The organism is Bradyrhizobium genosp. SA-4 str. CB756, assembly GCF_000473125.1.
Taxonomy (GTDB): Bacteria; Pseudomonadota; Alphaproteobacteria; order Rhizobiales; family Xanthobacteraceae; genus Bradyrhizobium; species Bradyrhizobium arachidis.
The window spans coordinates 3,396,625-3,418,972 of record NZ_KI421499.1 but is presented as its reverse complement, the minus strand read 5'-3'; the positions used below and the strand labels follow the sequence as shown (position 1 = coordinate 3,418,972).

The 22,348-nt window shown below is 64.7% G+C and carries 19 protein-coding genes; 11 read left to right on the top strand and 8 right to left on the bottom strand.

Going from position 1 to position 22,348, the window contains the following annotated elements; translation table 11 throughout:
• Positions 1-20 precede the first annotated feature (20 nt).
• Both BRAGE_RS0116900 and BRAGE_RS0116895 read right to left on the bottom strand, forming a co-directional pair.
• A complete protein-coding gene (locus BRAGE_RS0116900; protein WP_027557824.1) occupies positions 21-1,385 on the bottom strand; it encodes a M23 family metallopeptidase in 1,365 nt (454 codons plus the stop codon).
• Positions 1,386-1,496: 111 nt separating this feature from the next.
• The gene (locus BRAGE_RS0116895) at positions 1,497-2,177 is read right to left on the bottom strand and encodes a peroxiredoxin (RefSeq protein WP_084334134.1); all 681 of its coding nucleotides are present in this window, start codon (positions 2,175-2,177) and stop codon (positions 1,497-1,499) included.
• Between the two features lie 204 nt (positions 2,178-2,381).
• Between BRAGE_RS0116895 and BRAGE_RS0116890 the strand changes: the two genes are divergently transcribed.
• A complete protein-coding gene (locus tag BRAGE_RS0116890) occupies positions 2,382-6,191 on the top strand; it encodes a YhdP family protein (protein WP_051378469.1) in 3,810 nt (1,269 codons plus the stop codon).
• Between the two features lie 133 nt (positions 6,192-6,324).
• Here the strand turns inward: BRAGE_RS0116890 and BRAGE_RS0116885 are convergent, their stop codons facing one another.
• The 4 genes from BRAGE_RS0116885 to tyrS form a co-directional block, all read right to left on the bottom strand.
• Positions 6,325-8,019: a methyl-accepting chemotaxis protein gene (locus BRAGE_RS0116885; RefSeq protein ID WP_027557827.1), complete on the bottom strand. Its 1,695-nt coding sequence runs from the start codon at positions 8,017-8,019 to the stop codon at positions 6,325-6,327.
• Between the two features lie 394 nt (positions 8,020-8,413).
• Complete coding sequence (locus tag BRAGE_RS0116875) at positions 8,414-8,818, bottom strand: DoxX family protein (protein ID WP_027557828.1); 405 nt, start codon at positions 8,816-8,818, stop codon at positions 8,414-8,416.
• A 219-nt stretch (positions 8,819-9,037) separates the two neighbouring features.
• On the bottom strand, positions 9,038-10,249 hold the full coding sequence (locus tag BRAGE_RS0116870; RefSeq protein ID WP_416207773.1) for an MFS transporter: 1,212 nt from the start codon (positions 10,247-10,249) through the stop codon (positions 9,038-9,040).
• 116 nt (positions 10,250-10,365) lie between these two features.
• Entirely contained in the window at positions 10,366-11,619 is a 1,254-nt protein-coding gene (gene tyrS / locus BRAGE_RS0116865) for a tyrosine--tRNA ligase (protein ID WP_027557830.1), read from the bottom strand.
• A 160-nt stretch (positions 11,620-11,779) separates the two neighbouring features.
• Between tyrS and BRAGE_RS0116860 the strand changes: the two genes are divergently transcribed.
• From BRAGE_RS0116860 to BRAGE_RS0116845, 4 genes are all read left to right on the top strand, one after another.
• Positions 11,780-12,883 carry an anhydro-N-acetylmuramic acid kinase gene (locus tag BRAGE_RS0116860; RefSeq protein WP_027557831.1) on the top strand — a complete coding sequence of 368 codons (1,104 nt, stop codon included), beginning with the start codon at positions 11,780-11,782 and terminating at the stop codon, positions 12,881-12,883.
• Positions 12,884-12,938: 55 nt separating this feature from the next.
• Positions 12,939-13,184 (top strand): hypothetical protein, encoded by a 246-nt coding sequence (locus BRAGE_RS0116855; RefSeq protein ID WP_027557832.1) that lies wholly within the window; start codon positions 12,939-12,941, stop codon positions 13,182-13,184.
• A gap of 96 nt (positions 13,185-13,280) precedes the next feature.
• Entirely contained in the window at positions 13,281-13,958 is a 678-nt protein-coding gene (locus BRAGE_RS0116850; RefSeq protein ID WP_027557833.1) for a glutathione S-transferase family protein, read from the top strand.
• 9 nt (positions 13,959-13,967) lie between these two features.
• Complete coding sequence (locus tag BRAGE_RS0116845; RefSeq protein WP_027557834.1) at positions 13,968-14,291, top strand: DMT family transporter; 324 nt, start codon at positions 13,968-13,970, stop codon at positions 14,289-14,291.
• Here the strand turns inward: BRAGE_RS0116845 and BRAGE_RS0116840 are convergent.
• Complete coding sequence (locus BRAGE_RS0116840; RefSeq protein WP_027557835.1) at positions 14,288-14,800, bottom strand: DUF1697 domain-containing protein; 513 nt, start codon at positions 14,798-14,800, stop codon at positions 14,288-14,290. The two genes, BRAGE_RS0116845 and BRAGE_RS0116840, sit on opposite strands and share 4 nt — an antisense overlap.
• Positions 14,801-14,807: 7 nt before the next feature.
• Positions 14,808-15,455 (bottom strand): alpha/beta hydrolase, encoded by a 648-nt coding sequence (locus BRAGE_RS0116835; RefSeq protein ID WP_018641706.1) that lies wholly within the window; start codon positions 15,453-15,455, stop codon positions 14,808-14,810.
• Positions 15,456-15,806: 351 nt separating this feature from the next.
• Between BRAGE_RS0116835 and BRAGE_RS0116830 the strand changes: the two genes are divergently transcribed.
• The 6 genes from BRAGE_RS0116830 to BRAGE_RS0116805 all read left to right on the top strand — a co-directional run bounded on the left by BRAGE_RS0116830 (position 15,807) and on the right by BRAGE_RS0116805 (position 22,313).
• Positions 15,807-16,946: a cysteine desulfurase family protein gene (locus tag BRAGE_RS0116830; protein WP_027557836.1), complete on the top strand. Its 1,140-nt coding sequence runs from the start codon at positions 15,807-15,809 to the stop codon at positions 16,944-16,946.
• A gap of 113 nt (positions 16,947-17,059) precedes the next feature.
• Complete coding sequence (gene sufB, locus BRAGE_RS0116825; protein WP_028146302.1) at positions 17,060-18,556, top strand: Fe-S cluster assembly protein SufB; 1,497 nt, start codon at positions 17,060-17,062, stop codon at positions 18,554-18,556.
• A gap of 61 nt (positions 18,557-18,617) precedes the next feature.
• On the top strand, positions 18,618-19,367 hold the full coding sequence (gene sufC / locus BRAGE_RS0116820) for a Fe-S cluster assembly ATPase SufC (protein ID WP_027557854.1): 750 nt from the start codon (positions 18,618-18,620) through the stop codon (positions 19,365-19,367).
• An 11-nt stretch (positions 19,368-19,378) separates the two neighbouring features.
• Positions 19,379-20,701 carry a Fe-S cluster assembly protein SufD gene (sufD, locus tag BRAGE_RS0116815; RefSeq protein ID WP_027557855.1) on the top strand — a complete coding sequence of 441 codons (1,323 nt, stop codon included), beginning with the start codon at positions 19,379-19,381 and terminating at the stop codon, positions 20,699-20,701.
• Positions 20,698-21,945 carry a cysteine desulfurase gene (locus tag BRAGE_RS0116810; RefSeq protein WP_027557856.1) on the top strand — a complete coding sequence of 416 codons (1,248 nt, stop codon included), beginning with the start codon at positions 20,698-20,700 and terminating at the stop codon, positions 21,943-21,945. The genes sufD and BRAGE_RS0116810 overlap by 4 nt, the downstream gene beginning before the upstream one ends.
• Positions 21,942-22,313, top strand: coding sequence for an SUF system Fe-S cluster assembly protein (locus BRAGE_RS0116805; RefSeq protein ID WP_027557857.1), 372 nt, complete (start codon positions 21,942-21,944; stop codon positions 22,311-22,313). The genes BRAGE_RS0116810 and BRAGE_RS0116805 overlap by 4 nt, the downstream gene beginning before the upstream one ends.
• The last annotated feature ends 35 nt before the right edge of the window (positions 22,314-22,348 follow it).

Genomic DNA, 22,348 nt, shown 5'->3' with positions numbered 1-22,348 from the left:
CGCCGGAAGCAAGCGCGGGCCTAGCCTGCGCTGAGGCGCACGCCGGCACGCAGGAATTTCTGCGGATCGACCGCTTCGCCGTCGATGCGGGTTTCGTAGTGCAGATGCGGACCGGTGGAACGTCCGGTCGAGCCGACGAGGCCGACGACCTGGCCGATCTTCACGATCTCGCCGACCTTGACGATGATTTCGGAGAGATGGCCGTAGCGGGTCGAAAGCCCGTTGCCGTGATCGACCTCGACCATGCGGCCGTAGCCGCCGGACCAGCCGGCCGAGACCACCTTGCCATAGGCGGTGGCGCGGACCGGGTCGCCCGTTGCGGCGCGGAAGTCGAGCCCAGTATGCATCGCAGGGCGGCCGAGGAAGGGATCGCTGCGCACGCCGAAGCCGGAGGTGAACTCGACCTCGCCGATGACGGGCTTGCGATAGGGCACCAGCGCCAGCGTGCGATTGAGCCGATCCATCTCGGCGCGGGTGATGTTGATGCGGTTGAGCTGCTTCTCGAACGGTCCGGCATTGGCGGAGAGCTTGACCGGCACGAACGGGCCGCCCATGGCGCTGCGCGGCACGGCGGCTTCGAGATTGGCGAGGTTCAAACCGAGATCGCTGACGACGCCGCGCATCCGGCGCATCCGCGAATCCATGCCGTCCTCGACGGCGCTGAGCGCCGCCATCTGGCGACGCTCGACCTGGTCGAGAGAGCTCGTGAGCCGGACCAGGACGTTGTCAAAACCCTGGTTCTTGGCGAACTGGCTGGTCGGCGGAGCCGCCACGGTCGGTGTGCGCGACTCGAGCCGCGCCTCGCGATCCGGCGGCGCCACGAAGATCACGGTGTCGCTGATCGGCGAGGGTTTGGGCGTGCCCTGCGTCGTGCTCTGGCCGGCATCGCCGCGCTGCGGAGCCGAGCGCGGGATCGATCCGGTCACGTCGGGCATGGCGCCGAGCGCCGTCGCCCGGGACTCGAGCGCCGTCTGGCGCTTCATGATCTGGTCGAGCTTCTGGTCGAACTGTTCCTGGTCGAGCAATTGGCGGCTGGTGGTGCGGTCGACCTTGGCGCGCAGCTCGGCGATGCGGTCCTCATAGGCGTATTGCATCTCGGCCTGACGGGCGATCAGGCGGGTCAGGACGTCGTCGCGGAACGCAAAATAGGTGGCGGTTGCCGCCGACCACAGGCCGAGCAGCACGACGGTGCCGACGACAATCCAGAACACCACGGGCCCGAGGCGAACCTGCTTGCCGTGATGCACGATGGTGTAGGCGTCGTCGGTCGCGGGCAGCGGAATCGCGGCCGCTGCCGTGGCGGCAGGACGCCGCTGGAAGGCCCGTCCGTGGTCGTGAGGATGATGCTGGGGGTACTGCGAGTATTGGGCAGAACTTTTCGACATCGGCACTCCCGCGCCGGTCGGATGGGTTCCTTGCGGCTCAATTGCCGCAGCAATCTGGGCTGGTCATGGTTAATTTTCCGGAAATGGAACCGTTAGAACTTAACGGGCTGGTTAAAGACTTCTTGCCGCTTCGAGCACCTGATCGGCGTGGCCGTCGACCCGGACATTGCGCCAGACCCTGGCGATCTTGCCATCACTCCCGACCAAAATCGTGGTCCGAAGAATCCCGAGGAAGCTCTTGCCGTACATGGATTTTTCGCCCCAGGCTCCATAGGCCTCGAGCATCTCGTGCTGCTCATCCGAAATGAGAGGAACGCCGAGCTTGTGCTTGTCGCGGAACTTCTCCTGGGCCTTTAACGGATCGGCGGAGATGCCGAGCACAGCCGTGCCGGCTTTGGCGAAGTCGTCGGCAAGCCGGGTGAAGTCGATCGCCTCCCTGGTGCAGCCGGGCGTGTCGGCGCGGGGATAGAAGAACAGGACGAGCTTGCGGCCGGCATAGTCGGACAGCGTGACGACATTGCCGCCGTCGCGGGGCAGGCGGAAGGCGGGGGCCTTCTCGCCCTCGGCCAAGGCCACCTTCGCCGCCGCGGCCGATTTGGAAGAATTTAACTGTTTCGATGCGGCCCCATGCGATGCTGTCTTTGCTATGCTCGCGGCTGATTTGCTGGCCGGTGCCCGCCGGGTTTTGGCGAGTTTTGTTTGACTGGATGCCCGCGTTTTCAGGGTCTTCTTTTTAGCCGTCGGACTGCCGGAGGGCGTTTTGGACGATTTCTTTCGGGATTTCTTGGACATACGCCTTCCTTTCGACGCTTTCGGCGGGTCAACCAAAGCGGTATTGCAGCTCTCGTCCGGCACGCCGGATTCGCGCCCTTGGCTGGGCAAGTCTGGCGGCGCCGGGATATGGTTACAAGGATTTCCACGCACCACCCCACTGCTCGTTGAACGCGCTCCCGGGGCGAAATGACGAACAGCAGGAATATTCGAGGTATGGCGGCAATGCCGGGGCGGGGTGCTTCCATCCCTGTCGACGGCTGCGGTCCCGGCGGTGCTCAAACCCATGATGGGCGCCTGTATCGAGAGGCAATGGCAAGGAATACGTCGCCCCAGGATCACAATCGGGATTTCGATCGGCGCGGCGGCTATCAAGAGCCGCCGGATTGGGACGAGGCCGATTGGGATCAGGATCAGGAGGAGGAGGCGGGCCATCGGGCGCGCCGCCTGCTGTCGCGCTCCGGTTCGCGCTTTCGGTTCGGTGATAGCTTCTCGTCGTTTCGGCGGGCGCTGCCGAGCGGACGCTGGCTTCGCCGGATCGCCGTCGTCGTAGGCACTCTCGTCGTCATCTTCGTCGGCTGCTTCGGCGCGCTGTGGTGGCGCCTTGGCGCCGGTCCCATCAATCTCGACATCGCAACGCCCTGGCTCGCCGCGGCGATCGAGGACAATATCGGCCACGGCAATACGGTCGAGGTCGGCGGCACCCAGATCGAGCGGGCCGGCCGGGTCCGCATCGCCGTCCGCATCCGCGACATCGTCGTCCGCGACCACGATCATGTCGTCGTCGCCACCGCGCCGAAGGCCGAGGTGAAGTTGTCGGGCGCCGGCCTCCTGATGGGCCATTTGCGCGCCGAGAGCCTCAATCTCGTCGACGCCGAGCTTGCGATCCGCATCGCGCCGGACGGCACCGTCACCGTCTCCGCCGGCGACACCGCCAAACCGCTGGCAACAGGTGTTGCGTCCAAGAAGGACGCGGGCCTGCCGCCGACGTTCCCGCGCAATGGCGTCCCGCCGCCGCCCTTTGCGACCGCGCCCGCGGGCCAAGACCCATCCCAAGCCGCATCGCAAGCGGCACCGCAGGCGACCGCACAGAGCGGCATCCTTCAGGGCCTCGACTGGCTCGACAGCCTGAGCATGACCGGCCTCGACGGCCAGAACCTCAACGAGATCGGTCTGAAGAACGGCAACCTGATCGTCGACGATCAGCAGCGCGGCAGCAAATGGACCTTTGAGAACATCACGCTCAGCCTGCGCCGGCCGAGCCGTGGCGGCGTCACGCTCAGCCTCGGCGAGGAGGGCGCGCGTCCGTGGATGCTGCGGGCCACGATCGGCCCCGCCGAGAACGGCGTGCGCTCGGTCGACATCAAGGCCGACAAGGTCTCGACCTCCAACATCCTGCTGGCGCTGCGGGTCAAGGATCTCACCTATACCGCCGACCTGCCGCTGACCGGCGAGCTCAAGGGCGAGCTCGGCCGCGACGGCGTGCCGACTTTCTTCCGTGGCAAGATCGTGATCGGCGCCGGCAACATCATCGATACCGATACGCCCGATTACCCGATGGCGATCGACCAGGCCGAGATCAACATCGAGTGGGACGCCAATCGGCGGGTGCTGGTCGCGCCGTTCAAGATCCTCTCGGGCGCGAACCGTCTGACGCTTCTGGCCCATCTCGAGCCGCCGAACGGCACCGTCAACGACTGGCAGCTCGGCTTCAGCGGCGGGTCGATCCTGCTCGGCGGCATCGACAACGAGCCGCCGCTGGTCTTCAACCGCATCGCGATCGGCTTTCGCTTCGACACCGACCACAAGCGCATGTTGCTGACGCAGGCCGACATCAGCAATGGCGAGATCGGCGTCGCCGGCACCGGCGCCATCGATTATTCCGGCGAGCCGCGGCTGACGCTGGGCTTTGCCGGCACGCCGATGTCGGCCTCGGCGCTGAAGCGGATGTGGCCAACGCTCGTCGTGCCTGAGCTGCGCGAATGGGTGATCGAGCGGATCGAGCGCGGCACGCTCCAGCGCATCGAGATCGGCATCAATTCGCCGACCAGGAACCTGCCGCGCAAGGGCCCGCCGATTCCCGACGACGGCCTCTCGGTCAACATCGTGGCGAGCGGCGTCGCGGTCCGCCCCGTCGACGGCATGCCCGTCGTGCACGACGCCGATCTGAAGGCGCGCGTCACCGGGCGCACCGCGACCGTGAACATCGGCCAGGGCATTGCCGACACGCCTGCGGGCCGCAAGGTCACGATCTCCGATTTCGTCTTCGAGGTGCCCGACATGGCGCCCAAGCCGTCGCCGTCGCGCACCAGGTTCCGCGTCGACGGTCCGGTACCGGCGGCGGCCGAAATGCTCGCCAATGATCGCCTCAGCGATCTGTCGGCGACGGTCGTCGATCCCAACACCAGCAAGGGGACGTTCACGGCGAACATTCAGCTCGGCTTGCCGGTCAAGGGCGAGTTGACCAAGGCCGACACCGTCTATGCCGTCACCGCCGACCTCAACGGCTTCTCAGCCGACAAGCTGGTGATGAACCAGAAGCTGGAGGCCAACAACCTCAAGATCGCCGCGAACAACCAGGGCTATCAGGTCAAGGGCGACGTCAAGATCAACGGGCAGGCGGCCTCGCTTGACTACCGCAAGCCGGCCGAGGGCGACGCGGACGTCAGATTGCAGGCGACGCTGGACGATGCGAGCCGCGCGCGCCTCGGCTTTGATCTCAGCCCCGCCGTCAGCGGCTCGCTGCCGATCAAATTGTCGGGCAAGATCGCCGGCGGTCCCGACCAGACCACCAAGCTCGGCGTCGAAGCAGACCTGACCTCGGTCAAGCTCGACAACATCCTGCCCGGTTGGGTCAAGCTGCCGGGCAAATCGGGCAAGGCCAGCTTCAAGGTGGTGCCGACGGCGCAGTCGACCCGTTTCGAGGACATCGTCATCGAAGGCGGCGGTGCTTCGATCAAGGGCTCGCTCGAGGTCGATCCGAACGGCGACCTCATGAATGCGAACTTCCCGACCTATTCGCCGTCCGACGGCGATAAGGCGTCGTTGAAGGTCGAGCGCAGCCAGGACGGCGTGGTCAAGGGCACGATGCGCGGCGATGTCTTCGACGGCCGCGGCTTCCTGAAATCGGCGATCTCAGGCAATTCCAAGGACGATTCCAAGAACAAGCTGAAGAACGTCGATTTCGACATCGACCTGAAACTCGGCGCCGTCATGGGGTTCAACGGCGAGGCGATGCGCAGCCTCGATGCCAAGATGTCGAAGCGCAGCGGGGCCATCAAGGCGTTCGCGCTGAGCGGCAAGATCGGCAACGACTCGCCGGTCGCGGCCGACCTGCGCGGTGGCCGCGCCCAAGGCAACCGCGAGGTGATCTACCTCCAGACCAACAATGCCGGCGCGCTGCTGCGCTTCACTGACACCTACACCAAGGCGGTCGGCGGCCAGATGGTGGTGGCGATGGAGCCGCCGACGTCGGAGCCGAACGCCTCGCGCGAGGGCCTGATCAATGTGCGCGATTTCACGGTGAAGGGCGAGGCGCAGCTCGAGCGCGTCGCGGCCGGCGCGCCCAACGGCACCGGCAACGGCGTCTCCTTCAGCGCGCTGCGCGCCGAGTTCACCCGGCAGAACGGCTCGCTGACAATCCGCGATGGTGTGGTCAAGGGTCCGATGATCGGCGCCACCATCGAGGGCTCGATCGATTATCCCGGCAACCAGGTGTGCATGAGCGGCACCTTCGTGCCGATGTACGGATTGAACAACATGTTCGGACAGATTCCGGTGCTGGGGTTGATCCTGGGGGCTGGCGACAAGGAGGGACTGATCGGCGTGACCTACGAGGTCGTCGGCACGCCGGCCGCCCCCGTGATGCGGGTCAATCCGATCTCCGCGATCTTTCCCGGCGTGACGCGGAAGATCATGGAGTTCAACACCGGGAAGCAGAACTCGCCGTTCGAGGAATTCCCGTCGCAATCGAATGACGGCTCGACCGGCTCGACCCGCCAGCTCTCAAACGGGTGCAGCCTGGCGCGGCGGTAAAGGCGGGCGGGCTGTCTCCGGCGTCATGGCCGGGCTTGTCCCGGCCATCCACGCCTCACCACACGGCACCAAGAACGTGGATGCCCGGGACAAGCCCGGGTATGACGACGATCGTGACGGCTGTAGGCGGCGTTTACGCCGCGCGCACGCCTGCGAGGAACGTTCCGACTTCGCCGGAGAGCTGCTCGGCCTGCTTGGAGAGGTTGCTGGCCGCGGCGAGCACCATGCCGGCGGCGTTGCCGGTCTCGTTCGCTGCCGTGGAGACGCCGCCGATATTGGTGGTGACCTCTTTCGTCGCCTCCGCGGTCTGCGAGACGCTGCGGGCGATCTCGGCGGTGGCGGCGCCTTGCTCCTCGATGGCTGCTCCAATCGAGGTGGCGATGCGGCTGACCTCTTCGATGGTGGCGGTGATGCCGCCGATGGCGTCGACGGCCTCCCTGGTGGCGCCCTGGATCTGCGCGATCTTGTCGCCGATCTCGCGGGTGGCCTCCGCGGTCTGGCTCGCCAGCGACTTCACCTCGGAGGCGACGACGGCAAAGCCGCGGCCGGCGTCACCGGCGCGTGCCGCCTCGATGGTGGCGTTGAGCGCGAGCAGATTGGTCTGTGCCGCGATGCTGGAGATCAGCTCGGCGACGTGCTCGATTTGCTGGGCGCCGTCGGAGAGCGCGCGCACGATGGTGTCGGTGCGGCGGGCGCTGTCGACGGCGCGCCCCGTCACTTCGGCGGACTGCGCGACCTGACGGCTGATCTCGGTGATGGAGGAGGAGAGCTCCTCGGCGGCGGCCGCGACGGTCTGGACGCGCTGGCTGGCTTCGGTGGCGGCCGAGCCTACCACGGCAGCGCGTCGGTTGGTGCCTTCGGCGGTCGACGACATCGACTTGGCGGTGGTCTCGAGCTCGCCGGAGCCCGAAGCCATCAGGCCGACGAGCTGGCCGACGGAGGCATCGAAGCGGTCGGCGAGCGCGATCAGGGCCTCGCGCTTCTCCTGCTCGCTGCGGGTCTTGTTGGCGGCCTGCTCGGCCTCCAGGTTCCGCGCCGTCAAAGCGGTCTGTCTCAGCACTTCGAGCGTCTCGGCCATGCGGCCGATCTCGTCGCCGCGGTCGGTCTCCTCGACCGGTCTGTCGATGGCGCCGTCGGCGATCTCCTGCATGCGGTTCTTCTGGCGGTCGAGCGCACCGAGCACGTCGCGGGCGATCAGCCAGGACAGCGTCGCCATCAGCAGCATCAGGCCGATGCCGATCGCAGCGAGTTCGAGCGTAAGCGCGCGAACGTCGGCGTCGATGTCGTCGACATAGAGGCCATAGCTGATGGTGACGTTCCAGGGCGCGAATTTGCGCGTGAAAACGGTCTTGCGGACCGGCTCGGTCTGGCCCGGACGAGGGTACAGGTAGGAGGCCACGCCGCCCTGGGCATTCTGATTGGCGGTGTTCATGATCGCGTCGGCGATCAGGACGCCATTGGAGTCGATGGCGCCTGTGATCTTGCCTTCGAGCTGCTGGTTGGCGCCGTTCACGAACAGCGAGGTGTCGGGATTGTAGACGACGGGATAGCCCTGGCCGCCGTTGAAGCTCATGCGGCGGCCGCTCTGGTGGAACTGGGCCTTCGCCTCGGCCTGCGTCAGCTTGCCGGCGGTGACCTCGTCCTGAAGCGATTGTGCGTAGTTGTAGAGGAGTTCCACCGCGGTCCGCATTTGCTGGACACGGTCCTCCATCATGCGGCTCTTGCTGAGCACCGCCGATACGCCGATGATAGCCGTGACCGTGAGCGCCGCGAGGCAGACCATGCTGGTCAGCTTGGTGCGGATCTTCAGGTGACTGAGCAGCTTCATCGCGGCCTCTACGGAATGGTTGTTATTGCTCGTATCGGTAGCATGAAGTTCTTACCAATCATGAACGTAGGCATGCGACGGCCCGTCGCGCAGCACGGCATTTGCAGCCTTATGCGCAAGTGTGCAGGCAAATCGCGATGCATCGCCGCGCACCCGTGTTTTTGCGGGTGGACGTCGTTCTCAGACTTTAGTGCTGATTGGGCTTGGCCGGACGTGCAATGAATCGATTCGTTCACCGCCTCATCATGTCCGTGCTGCTGGTCGCGGCCCTCGTTCTGATCTGGAACGTGCTGGGCTCGCGGTAGGCGGCACCGGCGAAACTGCCGGTGCCGTCGTTTACTTGCGCGTCAACCGCGTGCGTCAGCGCCGCGCGAACGCGCCGCCGATCAAGCCGTTATTTCTTGCCCATCGCCGCATCGGCGCTGACCGAGCCGCCGCCGGCCGCCGAGAGATAGAGGCACGCGAAGCAGAACAGGATCGCCGCGGTGCCGCCATTGAGCAGCGGCAGGAACACCGGCGTCTCGCCCTTGAACATGTGGCCCATGAAGTAAGCGAAGGCCATCTCACCCGAGAGGATGAAAGCGCTGAGGCGCGTGAACAGGCCGATCATCAGCAGCGCTCCGAGCACGAGCTCGAGCGTACCGGCCACATAGATCAGCGGCGGGATGTTCGCGAAGTAGGGAAGCACCGGAAACTTGAACAGCTTGGCGACGCCGTACTGGAACAGCAGCAAGCCGGTGAAGAAGCGAAACAGGCTCAAGAGAACCGGTTGAAAGCGAACGAGATAGGGAAAGTCCATTGGTTTGTGCCCTCCATCCAATGCGCGACTTGGACCGCATTCGGTTCCGCCTCGCAAGCCACCCGGCATAATTTTCGCGCTGACATTTTCGTCATGTTGGACAAAACACCGCATGCCGGGGTTTTAGCCGCCTGCGATTCGGATTTTTGCGCGCGTTCGCGTCGTGCCCATCCGTAATTTTCCGGTGACGCGAATGCGCTTAGGTTACTCCTGCGAAACCTAGCGCCGCAAGGCGGGCACGATCAGGAACGGGATCATCCCGAGCACCACGCTCGCAAGTGCGAAGGCGAGCAACGCGTTGTAGCCGTGCGTCGCATCGTGGATCAGGCCGCCGCTCCAGGAGCCGAATGCCGAGCCCAGCCCGCTGCCGATCGAGATCGTGCCATAGATGGTGCCGACGCGCTTGCCCTGGAAGATCCGCATCGCGGTCGCGCTGATCAGAGGGCCGCGTGAGCCCATCATGCTGCCGAAGCAGACGACGAAGCCGGTCAGCAGCAGGATGTTGGGCGAGTACTGCAGCAGCCACAGCAGAACGATGCCGAGGATCGAGATCGCGTAACTCAAAAGCACCGAGGGTCGGCGCCCGATCAGGCCGTCGAGCGCGGACACGCCGAGCATTCCAAACACCAGCACGACGCCAGAAAAACCCCAGGCGGTCGCGGCCTGGAGCGGCGGGAAACCGGCATCGATCAGATAGGCCACGATCTGCGCGGCGATCGCATACATTCCGACGGCGGTGAAGAAGAAGGTCGAGAACAGCGCCCAGAAGGCGTGATGACGCATCGCGCCGAGCAGCGTCCAGCCATTGTCGACGAAGTTCGGATCGGTCTTCTTCACGACATGAGGCGAGCCCGCGGCGAACAGCCGCCACGGCAGCAGCAACAGCGGCACCAGCAGGCCCAAGGCTGCGAAGCCGAACAGCTGGTAGGTGTCGCGCCAGCCAATGTGGTCGATCAGGAGCTGCGAGGCCGGCAGCAGCGCCAGCACGCCGCCGCCCATTGCCGAATAGACCACCGACATCGCGGTCGGCAGACGCGGCCCGAACCAGCGGCCGAGCAGGATCGAGTTCGGCACGATACCGATGAAAGCGACGCCGATGCCGACGCAGAGGCCGATCGAGAGCTGGAACTGCCATAGATGCTGCGCATGCGCCGCGATCAGGAACGCCGCGCCGAGCAGCAGCAGGCCGAGCGCATAGACGATGCGCGGTCCGGAATGGTCGAACAGGCGGCCGACGAAGGGGGCGGTGAGGCCGCTCGCAAGCCAGGTGAGGGAATAGACCGACACGATCTGCGCGCGGTCCCAGCCGAAGCTTTCGGAGATCGGCTTCAGGAACACGGTAAAGCTGTCGCCGAGCCCGCGGCCGAGAACCGCGAGCGTGAAGCAGAGCGCGAGCACGGTGAGCGCGATGCGAACGGCGCCCTGCGGCATCCCCGCAGTGCTATCCTTGCTCGTTTCCGCCGTCGTTTTCTTGGGCGTGTTCTGATCCATTGCCCGTCAGGGAGCGCGCTTCGGCGCGCCCTGACAAGCATCAAAAGCTCATACGCCTATGCAGGCCTGATCAAGACGTGCTTCTTCTTACCGAAGGACAGCTTGATCACGCCTTCCGGCGTCAGATTGCCGGCCGACAGCGCCATCTTCTCGTCGGTCACGGGCTCATCGTTGACGCGGAGGCCGCCGCCCTTGATCTGGCGCCGCGCCTCGCCGTTGGAGGCAACAAGGCCCGCCTTGACGAAAGCGTTGAGCACGCCGAGGCCGGCGTCCAATTCGCCGCGCGGAATTTCCACGGTCGGGAGGCTTTCGGCCAGCGCGCCTTCCTCGAACGTGCGGCGCGCGGTTTCAGCGGCTTCGTTCGCGGCGTCGCGGCCGTGCAGCAGAGCGGTCGCTTCGGTCGCGAGCACCTTCTTGGCCTCGTTGATCTCGGAGCCGCCGAGCGCCTCGAGCTTTTTGATCTCGCTCATTGGCAGCGTCGTGAACAGCTTCAGGAACTTGCCGACGTCGGCGTCCTCGGTGTTGCGCCAGTACTGCCAGAAATCATAGGGCGAGAACTGGTCGGCGTTGAGCCACACCGCGCCTTGCGCGGTCTTGCCCATCTTGGCGCCCGAGGCGGTGGTCAAGAGCGGCGTCGTCAGCGCGAACAGCTGGTGCGTGCCCATGCGGCGGCCGAGATCGACGCCCATGATGATGTTGCCCCACTGGTCCGAGCCACCCATCTGGAGCCGGCAGCCGGTACGCTTGGCAAGTTCGACGAAGTCGTAGGCCTGGCAGACCATGTAGTTGAATTCGATGAAGCTCATCTCCTGCTCGCGCTCGAGGCGCAGCCGCACGGAGTCCATGGTCAGCATGCGGTTGACCGAGAAGTGCCGGCCGACGTCGCGCAGCATCTCGATCCAGTTCAGCTTGGTCAGCCATTCCGCATTGTCGAGCATGATGGCGTCGCTCTTGCCCTCGCCATAGCGCAGCACCTTTGCGAACACGCCGCGGATCGATTCCTTGTTGGCCTCGATCTCGGCGACGGTGCGCATCGCACGCGTCTCGTCCTTGCCGGAGGGATCGCCCACCATCGTGGTGCCGCCGCCCATCAGCGTGATCGGCTTGTTGCCGGACTGCTGGAGCCAGTACAGCATCATCATGGTCAGGTAGTTGCCGATATGCAGCGAGCGGGCCGTGCAATCGTAGCCGACATAGGTGGTCGCCTCGCCCTTGGCGGCGAGCGCGTCCAGCCCCTCGAAATCGGAGCATTGGTGGATGAATCCACGCTCTTGCAGGGTGTTGAGGAAATCCGATTTAAATGCAGTCATCTGTCGGCGTGCCTGATCATTCTTATTTTACGATCATTGCGGCAAGTTGCGGAACCAGCGCCAGCCGGGCTGCCGCAAAAATGCGCGCTGTGGCATTATAAGATGTACTTGTTTGATACAAGTCAGGCGTCAGGGTAGGGGACGTCGAGGCCCGCTTGAGATGATGTTGACGGCACTCGGCTTGATGAGCGGCACCTCGCTGGACGGGGTGGATGTCGCGCTGATCGAGACCGATGGAAAACAGGTGAAGGCGTTCGGACCGTCCGGCTACCGGCCCTATGGCCCGGCGGAGCGCAATTTGCTGCGCCAGGCGCTGTCCGAGGCCGTGCACCTGCCGCGGCGCGATGCCCGGCCGGGCATCCTGGCCGAGGCCGAGCGCGCGGTGACGCAGGCGCATGCCGAGGCGGTCGCCGCCTTCGTCGCCCAGAACCGGATGCGACCGGAGGACATCGACATCGTCGGCTTTCACGGCCAGACCGTGCTGCACCGTCCCGAGAAGCGGATGACGGTCCAGATCGGCGATGGGCCGGCGCTCGCCAGGGCGATCCATATTCCCGTGATGCATGATTTCCGCGCCGCCGACGTCGAGGCGGGCGGGCAGGGCGCGCCGTTCGTGCCGGTCTACCACCGCGCGCTCGCCAATTCGCTGGAGCGCGAAGGGCCGATCGTCGTGGTCAATATCGGCGGCGTCTCCAACATCACCTATATCGACGGCAATGACACGCTGATCGCTTGCGATACCGGGCCCGGCAATGCGCTGCTCGACGATTTCATGTACCGCACCATGAACCAGGCGTTCGATGCCGAGGGCAAGTTCGCCGCGCTCGGCAAGGCGGACGACGCCTGGATCGCGCGGGCGCTGGAATTGCCGTTCTTCGCAAGCCCCCCGCCGAAATCGCTCGACCGCAACGATTTCGCCGCGCTCAAGCTCGGCGAGGTCGCGCCGGCCGATGGCGCGGCGACGCTGACGGCCTTCACTGCGGCGGCGATCGCCCGCGTCATACCGCTGCTGCCGCGGCGGCCGCGGAGCTGGATCGTCTGCGGTGGCGGCGCCCGCAACCTCACCATGCTCCGCATGCTGCGCGAGCGAGTGGGCTCGGCCACCGTCGAGGCGGCCGAGACGCTGGGCTGGGCCTCCGACGCCATCGAGGCGCAGGCCTTCGGCTTCCTCGCCGCGCGCGGCCTCAAGGGCCTGCCGCTGTCCTATCCGGCGACCACGGGCGTGCCGATGCCGATGACCGGCGGGGTGATCGCGCGGCCCTGATCGCGCGAGCGCTCAAGACCATGTATCTTGGGCACCGGGCACCTGGGGGCTGACAATGAAACTGGATGATCGTCTTCCGCCGGATTTTCCCTTCCTGGCGGATCGGCCGGTCTGGCTGTTTGTGCTGGTCTTGCTGGCCGGGATGACGGTCATCTGGATGATTAACAGTCTGTATTTCGGCTGGCTGCACCGCAGGGCTCCGGGGCTGTTTCGTTCCCGCGTCCTGCTGGCCATTCTGGCGGTCTGCGTCGCCTTTATCGCGATCGGAATGGCTATCAATCCGACCCCGGTTCGGCCGTAACCGAAGCTGGTTCAATGCAGATGCATTGATCTTGACGGATATATGCAAATGCATCTATATTAGATGCAGTTGCATCTAACCGCCAGGATCGTTGCCATGACCGCTTCACTGAAACTCATCAGCCACAAGCTTTGCCCCTATGTGCAGCGCGCCGTGATCGCGCTCAAAGAGAAGGGCATTGCGTTCGAGCGGATCGATATCGATCTCGCCAACAAACCCGACTGGTTCTTGAGGATCTCGCCGCTCGGCAAGGTGCCGGTGCTGGTGGTGACGACGGACAAGGGCGAGGTGGCCTTGTTCGAGAGCAACGTGATCTGCGAGTACATCGAGGAGACGCAAGCCGGCGCCAAGCTGCATCCGGCGGATGCCTTGAAGCGTGCCGAGCACCGCGCCTGGATGGAATTCGGTTCGGCGATCCTCGGTGATCTCTGGGGCCTGGAGACCACGACGGATCCGGCGACCTTCGAAAGCAAGCGCCAGGCGCTTGTCGCGAAGTTCGCGCGCGTCGAAGCCGCGCTCGGCGCAGGGCCTTATTTCGCTGGCGAAGCGTTCAGCCTGGTCGATGCGGTGTTCGCGCCGGTCTTTCGCTATTTCGATCTGTTCGACGAGCTGGCCGAGCATGGCATCTTTAGGGATGTGCCGAAGGTCCGCGCCTGGCGCGCCGAGCTCGCAAAGCGCCCGAGCGTACGCACTGCCGTCGGCGAAGACTATCCGCAATTGCTCCGCGCTTTCCTCGTGCGGCACGATGCGCATCTGCTCAAGCTTGCTGCCTGAGCACAGCCGATGTCGCAGTCTTTGGCCTGGCTGATGCTGGTGATCGCCGGCGCGCTCGATGTGGGCTGGGCGATCTCGATGAAGTACGCAGAAGGCTACACGCGCATCGGCTGGAGCATCGCTTCGCTGGTGCTGCTCGCAGCCTTCGTGTTCCTGCTCGGGCGCGCGCTGAAGGTGCTCGAAGTCGGCGTTGCCTATTCGGTGTGGACCGGCATCGGGGCTGCCGGCACGTTCCTGTTGGGAGTCGTGCTGTTCGGGGAAACGCTCAGCGCTATGAAGCTCGTAGGTATCGTGCTGGTGCTGATGGGGATTACCGCGCTCAAGCTGGCCTAAAGCTCCGCGGCCATCTTCGCCAGGGTGGCGATGGTGTTCATGTTGCGCGCGGTGCCGGTCTTGGCGGCGGGGATCGCGAGTTTTGACGTCCCCATGCCGTCGCCGTAATGCACGTAGATCTCGCGGCGGCCGAGCTTGACCTCTTCGTCCTTCTGACCGCGAATTCCGGCGAGCGTATCGGCGGGCGGCGCCTTGTCGAGGAAGATCGCGACCGTGCGGTTGGGCGCCATTTTGGAAAACGGGTTGCCAGCCAGAACCTCTGCCATCTCGGCGGCGCTGCGCACGAGCACACCGACCGGCGCGCCGGCGAAGGCGTGCAAGCGCTTTTCCAGTGCGGCCTTGATTGCGGATTCCGATTTGCGGCTGGTGAAGACCACATTGCCGCTGGCGATGTAGGTGCGCACGGCTCCAAAACCGAGCTCTTCGTACATCGCCTTGAGCTCGGTCATCGGCAGCTTGCCGGTGCCTCCGACATTGACCGCGCGCAGCAGGGCTACGAACGCGGCCATATCGTTCTTATCGGACGTTGGCGAGGCGCATGTCGAGATACGCCGTGATGGTCTCCATCAGCGGCTCGAGCTTGGCGTCGAAGAAGTGGTTGGCGCCGGGGATGATCTGCTGGTCGATCACGATGCCCTTCTGCGTCTTCAGCTTCTCGACCAGCGTGTTGACGTCCTTCGGCGGCACCACTGCGTCCTTCTCGCCATGCACGATCAGGCCGGACGAGGGGCAGGGTGCGAGGAACGAGAAGTCGTAGAGATTGGCCGGCGGCGCGATCGAGATGAAACCCTCGACCTCGGGACGGCGCATCAGGAGCTGCATGCCGATCCAGGCGCCGAAGGAGAAGCCGGCGACCCAGCAGGCGCGTGCCTCGGGATTGATGGTCTGCGCCCAGTCGAGCGCGGCGGCCGCATCCGACAATTCGCCGGTGCCGTGGTCGAACGAGCCCTGGCTGCGGCCGACGCCGCGAAAGTTGAAGCGCAGCACCGAGAAGCCGCGATGCGCGAAGGCGTAGTAGCACTGGTACACGATCTGATGATTCATCGTGCCGTGAAACTGCGGATGCGGATGCAGGATCATCGCGATCGGCGCGTTCTTCTGCTTGGCCGGGTGATAGCGGCCTTCGAGACGGCCAGCAGGGCCGGCGAAAATGACTTCAGGCATCGATGATCTCTTGATTGATGTGCTGGAGCGAGGTTCCTCGGCAATCAACCGATTGTGGCTTCATCGACTTTGATGCCGACGAAGCGCGAATGAAGGATGAGAAGGCGTGCGCCTCGCGGTGATGCGCGATTGGCGCGCGGTGACTTGACGGCCGCGTTCTAACATAGGCTGCGGGGCAAAAAGCAAGCATCTTCAACATCAGTCAATGCGCTCAAGACGTTAGCGCGTCATGGCGGCGTCATCGCCGACCGCGGTTTCGGAATCACGGTTGCCAAGAGCGTGGCGGCGGCCCATGTCGGGGCGGCGAGGCGAGCCGACCAGGCCTCGGAAAACAAGGTAACATAATACTCAATGCCGCGCCGCGTTTATCTCGACTGGAATGCGACCACGCCGCTCCGCACTGAAGCGCGGGCCGCGATGCTCGCTGCCTGGGACCTGATCGGCAATCCGTCGTCGGTTCATGCCGAGGGGCGCGAGGCGCGACGGCTGGTCGAGGAGGCACGGAGCGCGCTTGCAGCGGCCACCGGTGCGCTGCCGCGGAACGTCGTCTTCACCTCCGCTGGAACCGAAGCCAACGCGCTGGCGCTCGCGCCGGGCCTGAAGAGTCCGTCTGGCGGTCCTGTCGAACGGCTGCTGGTCTCGGCGATCGAGCATGCCTCGGTGCTGGCAGGCGGCCGATTCCAGGCCAATAGAATCGGTCAAATCCGGGTCACGCGCTCGGGCGTGATCGACCTCGATCATCTGAAGGAACAGCTGGGCGACGGTCCGCCGGCGCTGGTCTCGATCATGGCGGCCAACAACGAGACCGGCGCGGTTCAGCCGGTCGCTGAAGCGGCGCGGATCGTCCACGAGGCCGGCGGCCTCCTGCATGTCGACGCGATCCAGGCGCTCGGCAAAATTGCTTTCAATATTAACGCGGTAGGCGCGGACCTTGCGACCTTTTCTGGGCACAAGATCGGCGGCCCAAAGGGCGTCGGCGCGCTGGTCGTCGCCGAGGGAATCGCCGGACTGGAGCCGGTGCTGCGCGGCGGCGGGCAGGAGCTGAACCGCCGCGCGGGAACCGAGAACGTCGCAGGCATCGCCGGGTTCGGTGCGGCGGTGAGGGCGGCGCTTCAGACTCTCCCGGAAGATGTGGAGCGGATGACAACCCTCAGGAATCGCTTGGAAAATGGACTTCGCGGCGTCGCCGGAGGCACCATCTTTGCCGACGACGTGGAGCGGCTGCCAAACACGGTCCTTTTCACCGCACCCGGCCTGAAGGCCGAGACTGCAGTGATCGGCTTCGACCTCGAAGGAGTCGCTGTCTCCTCTGGCTCCGCCTGCTCGTCCGGCAAGGTCCAGCCGTCCCACGTACTGTCAGCCATGGGGTATGATGCCACCGTGGCCCAGGGAGCGGTGCGTCTCAGTCTGGGCTGGTCCACGGAGCCAAATGACATCAATAGGGCGTTAGAGGCTTGGCGAAAGCTGGGTAATACCCTACTTAGAGCGTAAGCGACGAAACACGGCTTGAACGGTTCTAAGCACGTGCTTTCGGCCAGAAAACATCGTAATACTCGTCCGAGTTTGATCCACCGCGGTCCTTGAAACCGCGAGCGGAGGATGGAATGCCAGCCGTACAAGAGACGGTCGAGCGCGTGAAGCGCATCGACGTCGACCAGTATCGTTATGGGTTTGAAACCCTGATCGACTCCGAGAAGGCCCCCAAGGGGCTGTCGGAAGAGATCGTAAAATTCATCTCGCAGAAGAAGAACGAGCCCGCCTGGATGCTCCAGTGGCGGCTGGAGGCCTATCGGCGCTGGCTGACCATGACCGAGCCGACCTGGGCGCGCGTCGAGTATCCCAAGATCGACTTCCAGGACATCTACTATTACGCGGCGCCGAAGCCGAAGAAGACGGTCACCTCGCTCGACGAGATCGATCCGGAGATCCTGAAGACCTACGAGAAGCTCGGCATTCCCTTGCGGGAAGTTGCCATGCTCGAAGGCGTCGAGCCCAAGGTGGGCGAGGAAGATCCCGCCCGCCGCAAGATCGCGGTCGACGCGGTGTTCGATTCGGTCTCGGTTGCGACCACCTTCAAGGCGGAGCTCAAGAAGGCCGGCGTGATCTTTATGCCGATCTCGGAGGCGATCCGCGAGCATCCTGAGCTGGTGCAGAAATATCTCGGCTCCGTGGTTCCGACCTCGGACAATTTCTATGCGACGCTGAACTCGGCGGTGTTCTCCGACGGCTCGTTCGTCTACGTGCCGCCGGGCGTGCGCTGCCCGATGGAGCTGTCGACCTATTTCCGCATCAACGAGCGCAACACCGGCCAGTTCGAGCGCACGCTGATCATCGCGGACAAGGGCTCCTACGTCTCCTATCTCGAGGGCTGCACCGCGCCGCAGCGCGACGAGAATCAGCTGCACGCGGCCGTGGTCGAGCTGGTCGCGCTCGATGACGCCGAGATCAAATATTCGACGGTGCAGAACTGGTATCCGGGCAATTCGGAAGGCAAGGGCGGCATCTACAACTTCGTCACCAAGCGTGGCGACTGCCGCGGTGATCGTTCCAAGATCTCCTGGACCCAGGTCGAAACCGGCTCGGCGATCACCTGGAAGTACCCGAGCTGCATCCTGCGTGGCGATAATTCGAGCGGCGAGTTCTACTCGATCGCGATCTCGAACGGCTTCCAGCAGGTCGATTCGGGCACCAAGATGATCCATCTCGGCAAGAACACGTCGAGCCGCATCATCTCCAAGGGCATCGCGGCGGGCAAGTCGCAGAACACCTATCGCGGTCTCGTCACCGCGCACCGGAAAGCGACCGGCGCGCGTAACTTCACGGCCTGCGACTCGCTGCTGATCGGCGACAAATGCGGCGCGCACACCGTGCCGTACATCGAAGCCAAGAACTCGTCGGCAACGTTCGAGCACGAAGCGACGACCTCGAAAATCTCCGAGGACGTGCTGTTCTACTGCATCCAGCGCGGCCTTTCGCAGGAAGAGGCTGTCGGCCTCGTCGTCAACGGCTTCGTCAAGGACGTGCTGCAGCAACTGCCGATGGAATTCGCGGTGGAAGCGCAGAAGCTGATCTCGATCTCGCTTGAAGGGTCGGTCGGCTGATCGCCGATCCTCGCGGCGCGCTGAGGCGCTCCAACATCAATTGAATAGACTGGATACCACGATGGCTTTGCTTGAAGTGAAAGACCTCAAGGTTCGTGTCGAGGAGCGTGAGATCCTCCACGGGCTGACGCTGACCGTGAACGAGGGCGAGGTGCACGCGATCATGGGGCCGAACGGCTCCGGCAAGTCGACGCTCTCGCACGTCATCGCGGGCAAGCCCGGCTACGAGGTCACCGACGGCCAGATCCTGTTCAAGGGCGAGGATCTCCTGGAGATGGACCCGGACGAACGTGCCGCGAAGGGCGTGTTCCTGGCTTTCCAGTACCCGGTCGAGATTCCCGGCGTCGCCACCATGACGTTCCTGCGCACCGCGCTGAACGCGCAGCGCAAGGCGCGCGGCGAGAGCGAATATTCCACCCCGGACTTCCTGAAGAAGGTCCGCGAGGTCTCGAAGTCGCTGAACATCCCGCAGGACATGCTCAAGCGCGGCGTCAATGTCGGCTTCTCGGGCGGCGAGAAGAAGCGCAACGAGGTGCTTCAGATGGCGCTGTTCGAGCCGAGCCTGTGCATCCTCGACGAGATGGATTCCGGCCTCGACATCGACGCGCTGCGCATCGCCGCCGACGGCGTCAACGCGCTGCGCTCGCCTGGGCGCGCGATGGTCGTGATCACCCACTATCAGCGGCTGCTGAACTACATCGTGCCTGATTTTGTGCATGTGATGTCGCGCGGTCGGGTCGTGAAGAGCGGTGCCAAGGATCTGGCGCTGGAGCTGGAGGCGTCCGGCTACGCCCAGTTCGAGGACGCGTAAGGATTTTTGCGATGAACGTTGCTGTGGCAAAGACCGGGAACGGCCGCGCGGTGAGCGATCTCTTCGCCAGCGCCGAAGGCCGCCTGCCGGGTTCGCCGTCCGTGATCGCCGGCCGCCGCGAGGCGTTCGAGACCTATGAGCGTCTCGGCCTGCCGCATCGCCGGATCGAGGAATGGAAATATACCGATCTGCGCGCGCTGGTCGGCGAGGTGCTGCCGCTGGCGGCCAGCCCCGATGCGGCTGCGCTCAAAGCTGCCGCGGAGGCCGTGAAGGCGCATGCGATCGCAGGCGCCCGCAAGCTGGTGCTGGTCGACGGTGCGTTCGTGGCCGATCTCTCCGACGTCAAGGCACTCTCGTCCGAAGCGAGCCTCAGGACGCTGCGCGAGGTGCTGGCGAACGAGGCAAATCCCGCCACCAGCGATCTGCTCCAGACCGCCGCGACCGATGCGGTGATCTCGCTCAATGCGGCGATGGCGACGGATGGCGTGGTGGTCTCGGTGGCCGACGGCACGCAGCTGTCTGCGCCTATCCAGGTCATCCACATTGCGACCGCGGCTGGCGCGTCCGCGTTCACTCGCTCGCATCTGCGGATTGGCAAAGGCGTGCGCGCCACAATCGTCGAGAGCTTCGTCGCGGCCGGGAAGGCGAGCGGCTACCAGGTCAACGATGCGGTGATCCTCTGGATTGGCGATGACGCTGACATCGCCCATATCCGTTTGATGGACGACGCGCCTGACGCGGTGAACGTCACCTCGCAATTCGTCACCGTCGGCGCCAACACCAAGCTGAACTTCTTCAACATGACCACCGGCGCAGCCGTCAGCCGCCTGCAGGGCTTCATCACGCTGGCAGGCGAGGGCAGCGAGCTCTCCGCCAATGGCGTCAACCTGTTGCAGAAGACCGAGCATGGCGACACCACGCTGGTGGTCGATCATGCCGTGCCGAACTGCGTCAGCCGCGAGGTCTTCCGTGCCGTGATCGACGATCGCGCCCATTCGGTGTTCCAGGGCCGCATCATCGTCCGTCCCGATGCGCAGAAGACCGACGGCAAGATGATGACCCGGGCGCTGCTGCTCTCGGACGAGGCCGAGGCCGACAACAAGCCCGAGCTCGAGATCTTTGCCGACGACGTCTCCTGCGGCCACGGCGCTACCGCCGGCGCGCTGGACGACAGCCTGCTGTTCTATCTGAAGGCGCGCGGTCTGCCGGAGAAGCAGGCTCAGGCGCTGCTGATCCAGGCTTTCGTCGGTGAGGCGATCGAGCAGATCGCTGATGACGGATTGCGCGAGCACGTGATCGGCATCGCCGAGCGCTGGCTGGAGCGGCGGTCATGAGCACCCATCCCGCAGTCAAGAACGGCGCCTATGACGTCGCGCGCGTGCGCGAGGACTTTCCAGCGCTCGCCCTGGAAGTCTACGGCAAGAAGCTGGTCTATCTCGACAACGCCGCCTCGGCGCAGAAGCCGAAGTCCGTGCTCGACCGGATGACGCAGGCTTATCAGTCCGAATACGCCAACGTGCATCGCGGCCTGCATTACCTCGCCAACGCTGCGACCGAAGCCTATGAGGGTGGCCGCGCCAAGGTGGCGCAGTTCATCAATGCTGCGCGGACCGAGGAAGTGATCTTCACCCGCAACGCGACCGAGGCGATCAATCTGGTCGCGTCTTCGTGGGGTAGCCCGAACATTAAGGACGGTGACGAGATCGTCCTCTCGATCATGGAGCATCACTCCAACATCGTGCCCTGGCATTTCCTTAGGGAGCGCCAGGGTGCCGTGATCAAGTGGGCGCCGGTCGACGACGAGGGCAATTTCCTCATCGACGAGTTCGAGAAGCTGCTGACCGCGAAGACCAAGCTGGTCGCGATCACGCAGATGTCGAACGCGCTCGGCACCATCGTGCCGGTCAAGGACGTCGTCAGAATTGCCCACGCCCGCGGCATCCCGGTGCTGGTCGACGGCAGCCAGGGCGCGGTGCATTTGCCCGTCGACGTCCAGGATCTCGGTTGCGATTTCTACGTCTTCACCGGGCACAAGGTGTACGGTCCGACCGGCATCGGCGTGCTCTGGGCCAAGTACGACCACCTCGTCGCGATGCGCCCCTACAACGGCGGCGGCGAGATGATCCGCGAGGTCTCGCGCGAGATCGTCACCTATGGCGATCCCCCGCACAAGTTCGAGGCGGGCACGCCCGCGATCGTCGAGGCCGTCGGGCTTGGCGCTGCCATCGACTACGTCAATTCGATCGGCAAGGAGCGCATCGCCGCGCACGAAGCCGACCTGACTGCCTACGCCCAGGAGAAGCTGCGCGAGATCAATTCGCTGCGGCTGATCGGCACGGCCCGCGGCAAGGGGCCGGTGATCTCGTTCGAGCTCAAGGGCGCGCACGCCCATGACGTCGCCACCGTGATCGACCGCCAGGGCATCGCGGTGCGCGCCGGCACGCATTGCGTGATGCCGCTTTTAGAGCGGTTCAACGTGACCGCCACCTGCCGGGCCTCGTTCGGCATGTATAATACGCGGGAAGAAGTCGATCATCTGGCACAGGCGCTGCTCAAGGCGCGGGATTTGTTCGCATGAGTGACACGGCCGAAATCAAAGCCAATCCGATGGAGACTCTCTCGGCGCTGCCGCCGGAGGAGACCGAGCGCCTGACCACCGAGATCATCGCCGGCCTCAAGACCGTGTTCGATCCGGAAATCCCGGCCGACATCTACGAGCTTGGCCTGATCTACAAGGTCGAGATCAAGGATGATCGCTCGGTCGACGTGCTGATGACCCTGACGACGCCGAACTGTCCGGCCGCCGGCGAGCTGCCGACCATGGTCGAGAACGCGGTTGCCAGCGTCCCCGGCGTCGGCGTGGTCGACGTCAAGGTGGTCTGGGAGCCCGCATGGTCGCCGGAACGCATGAGCGACGAGGCCCGCCTCGTGCTCAACATGTGGTGACGGTCTCGGCCCGCATTGAATTCGCTCCGCAACGG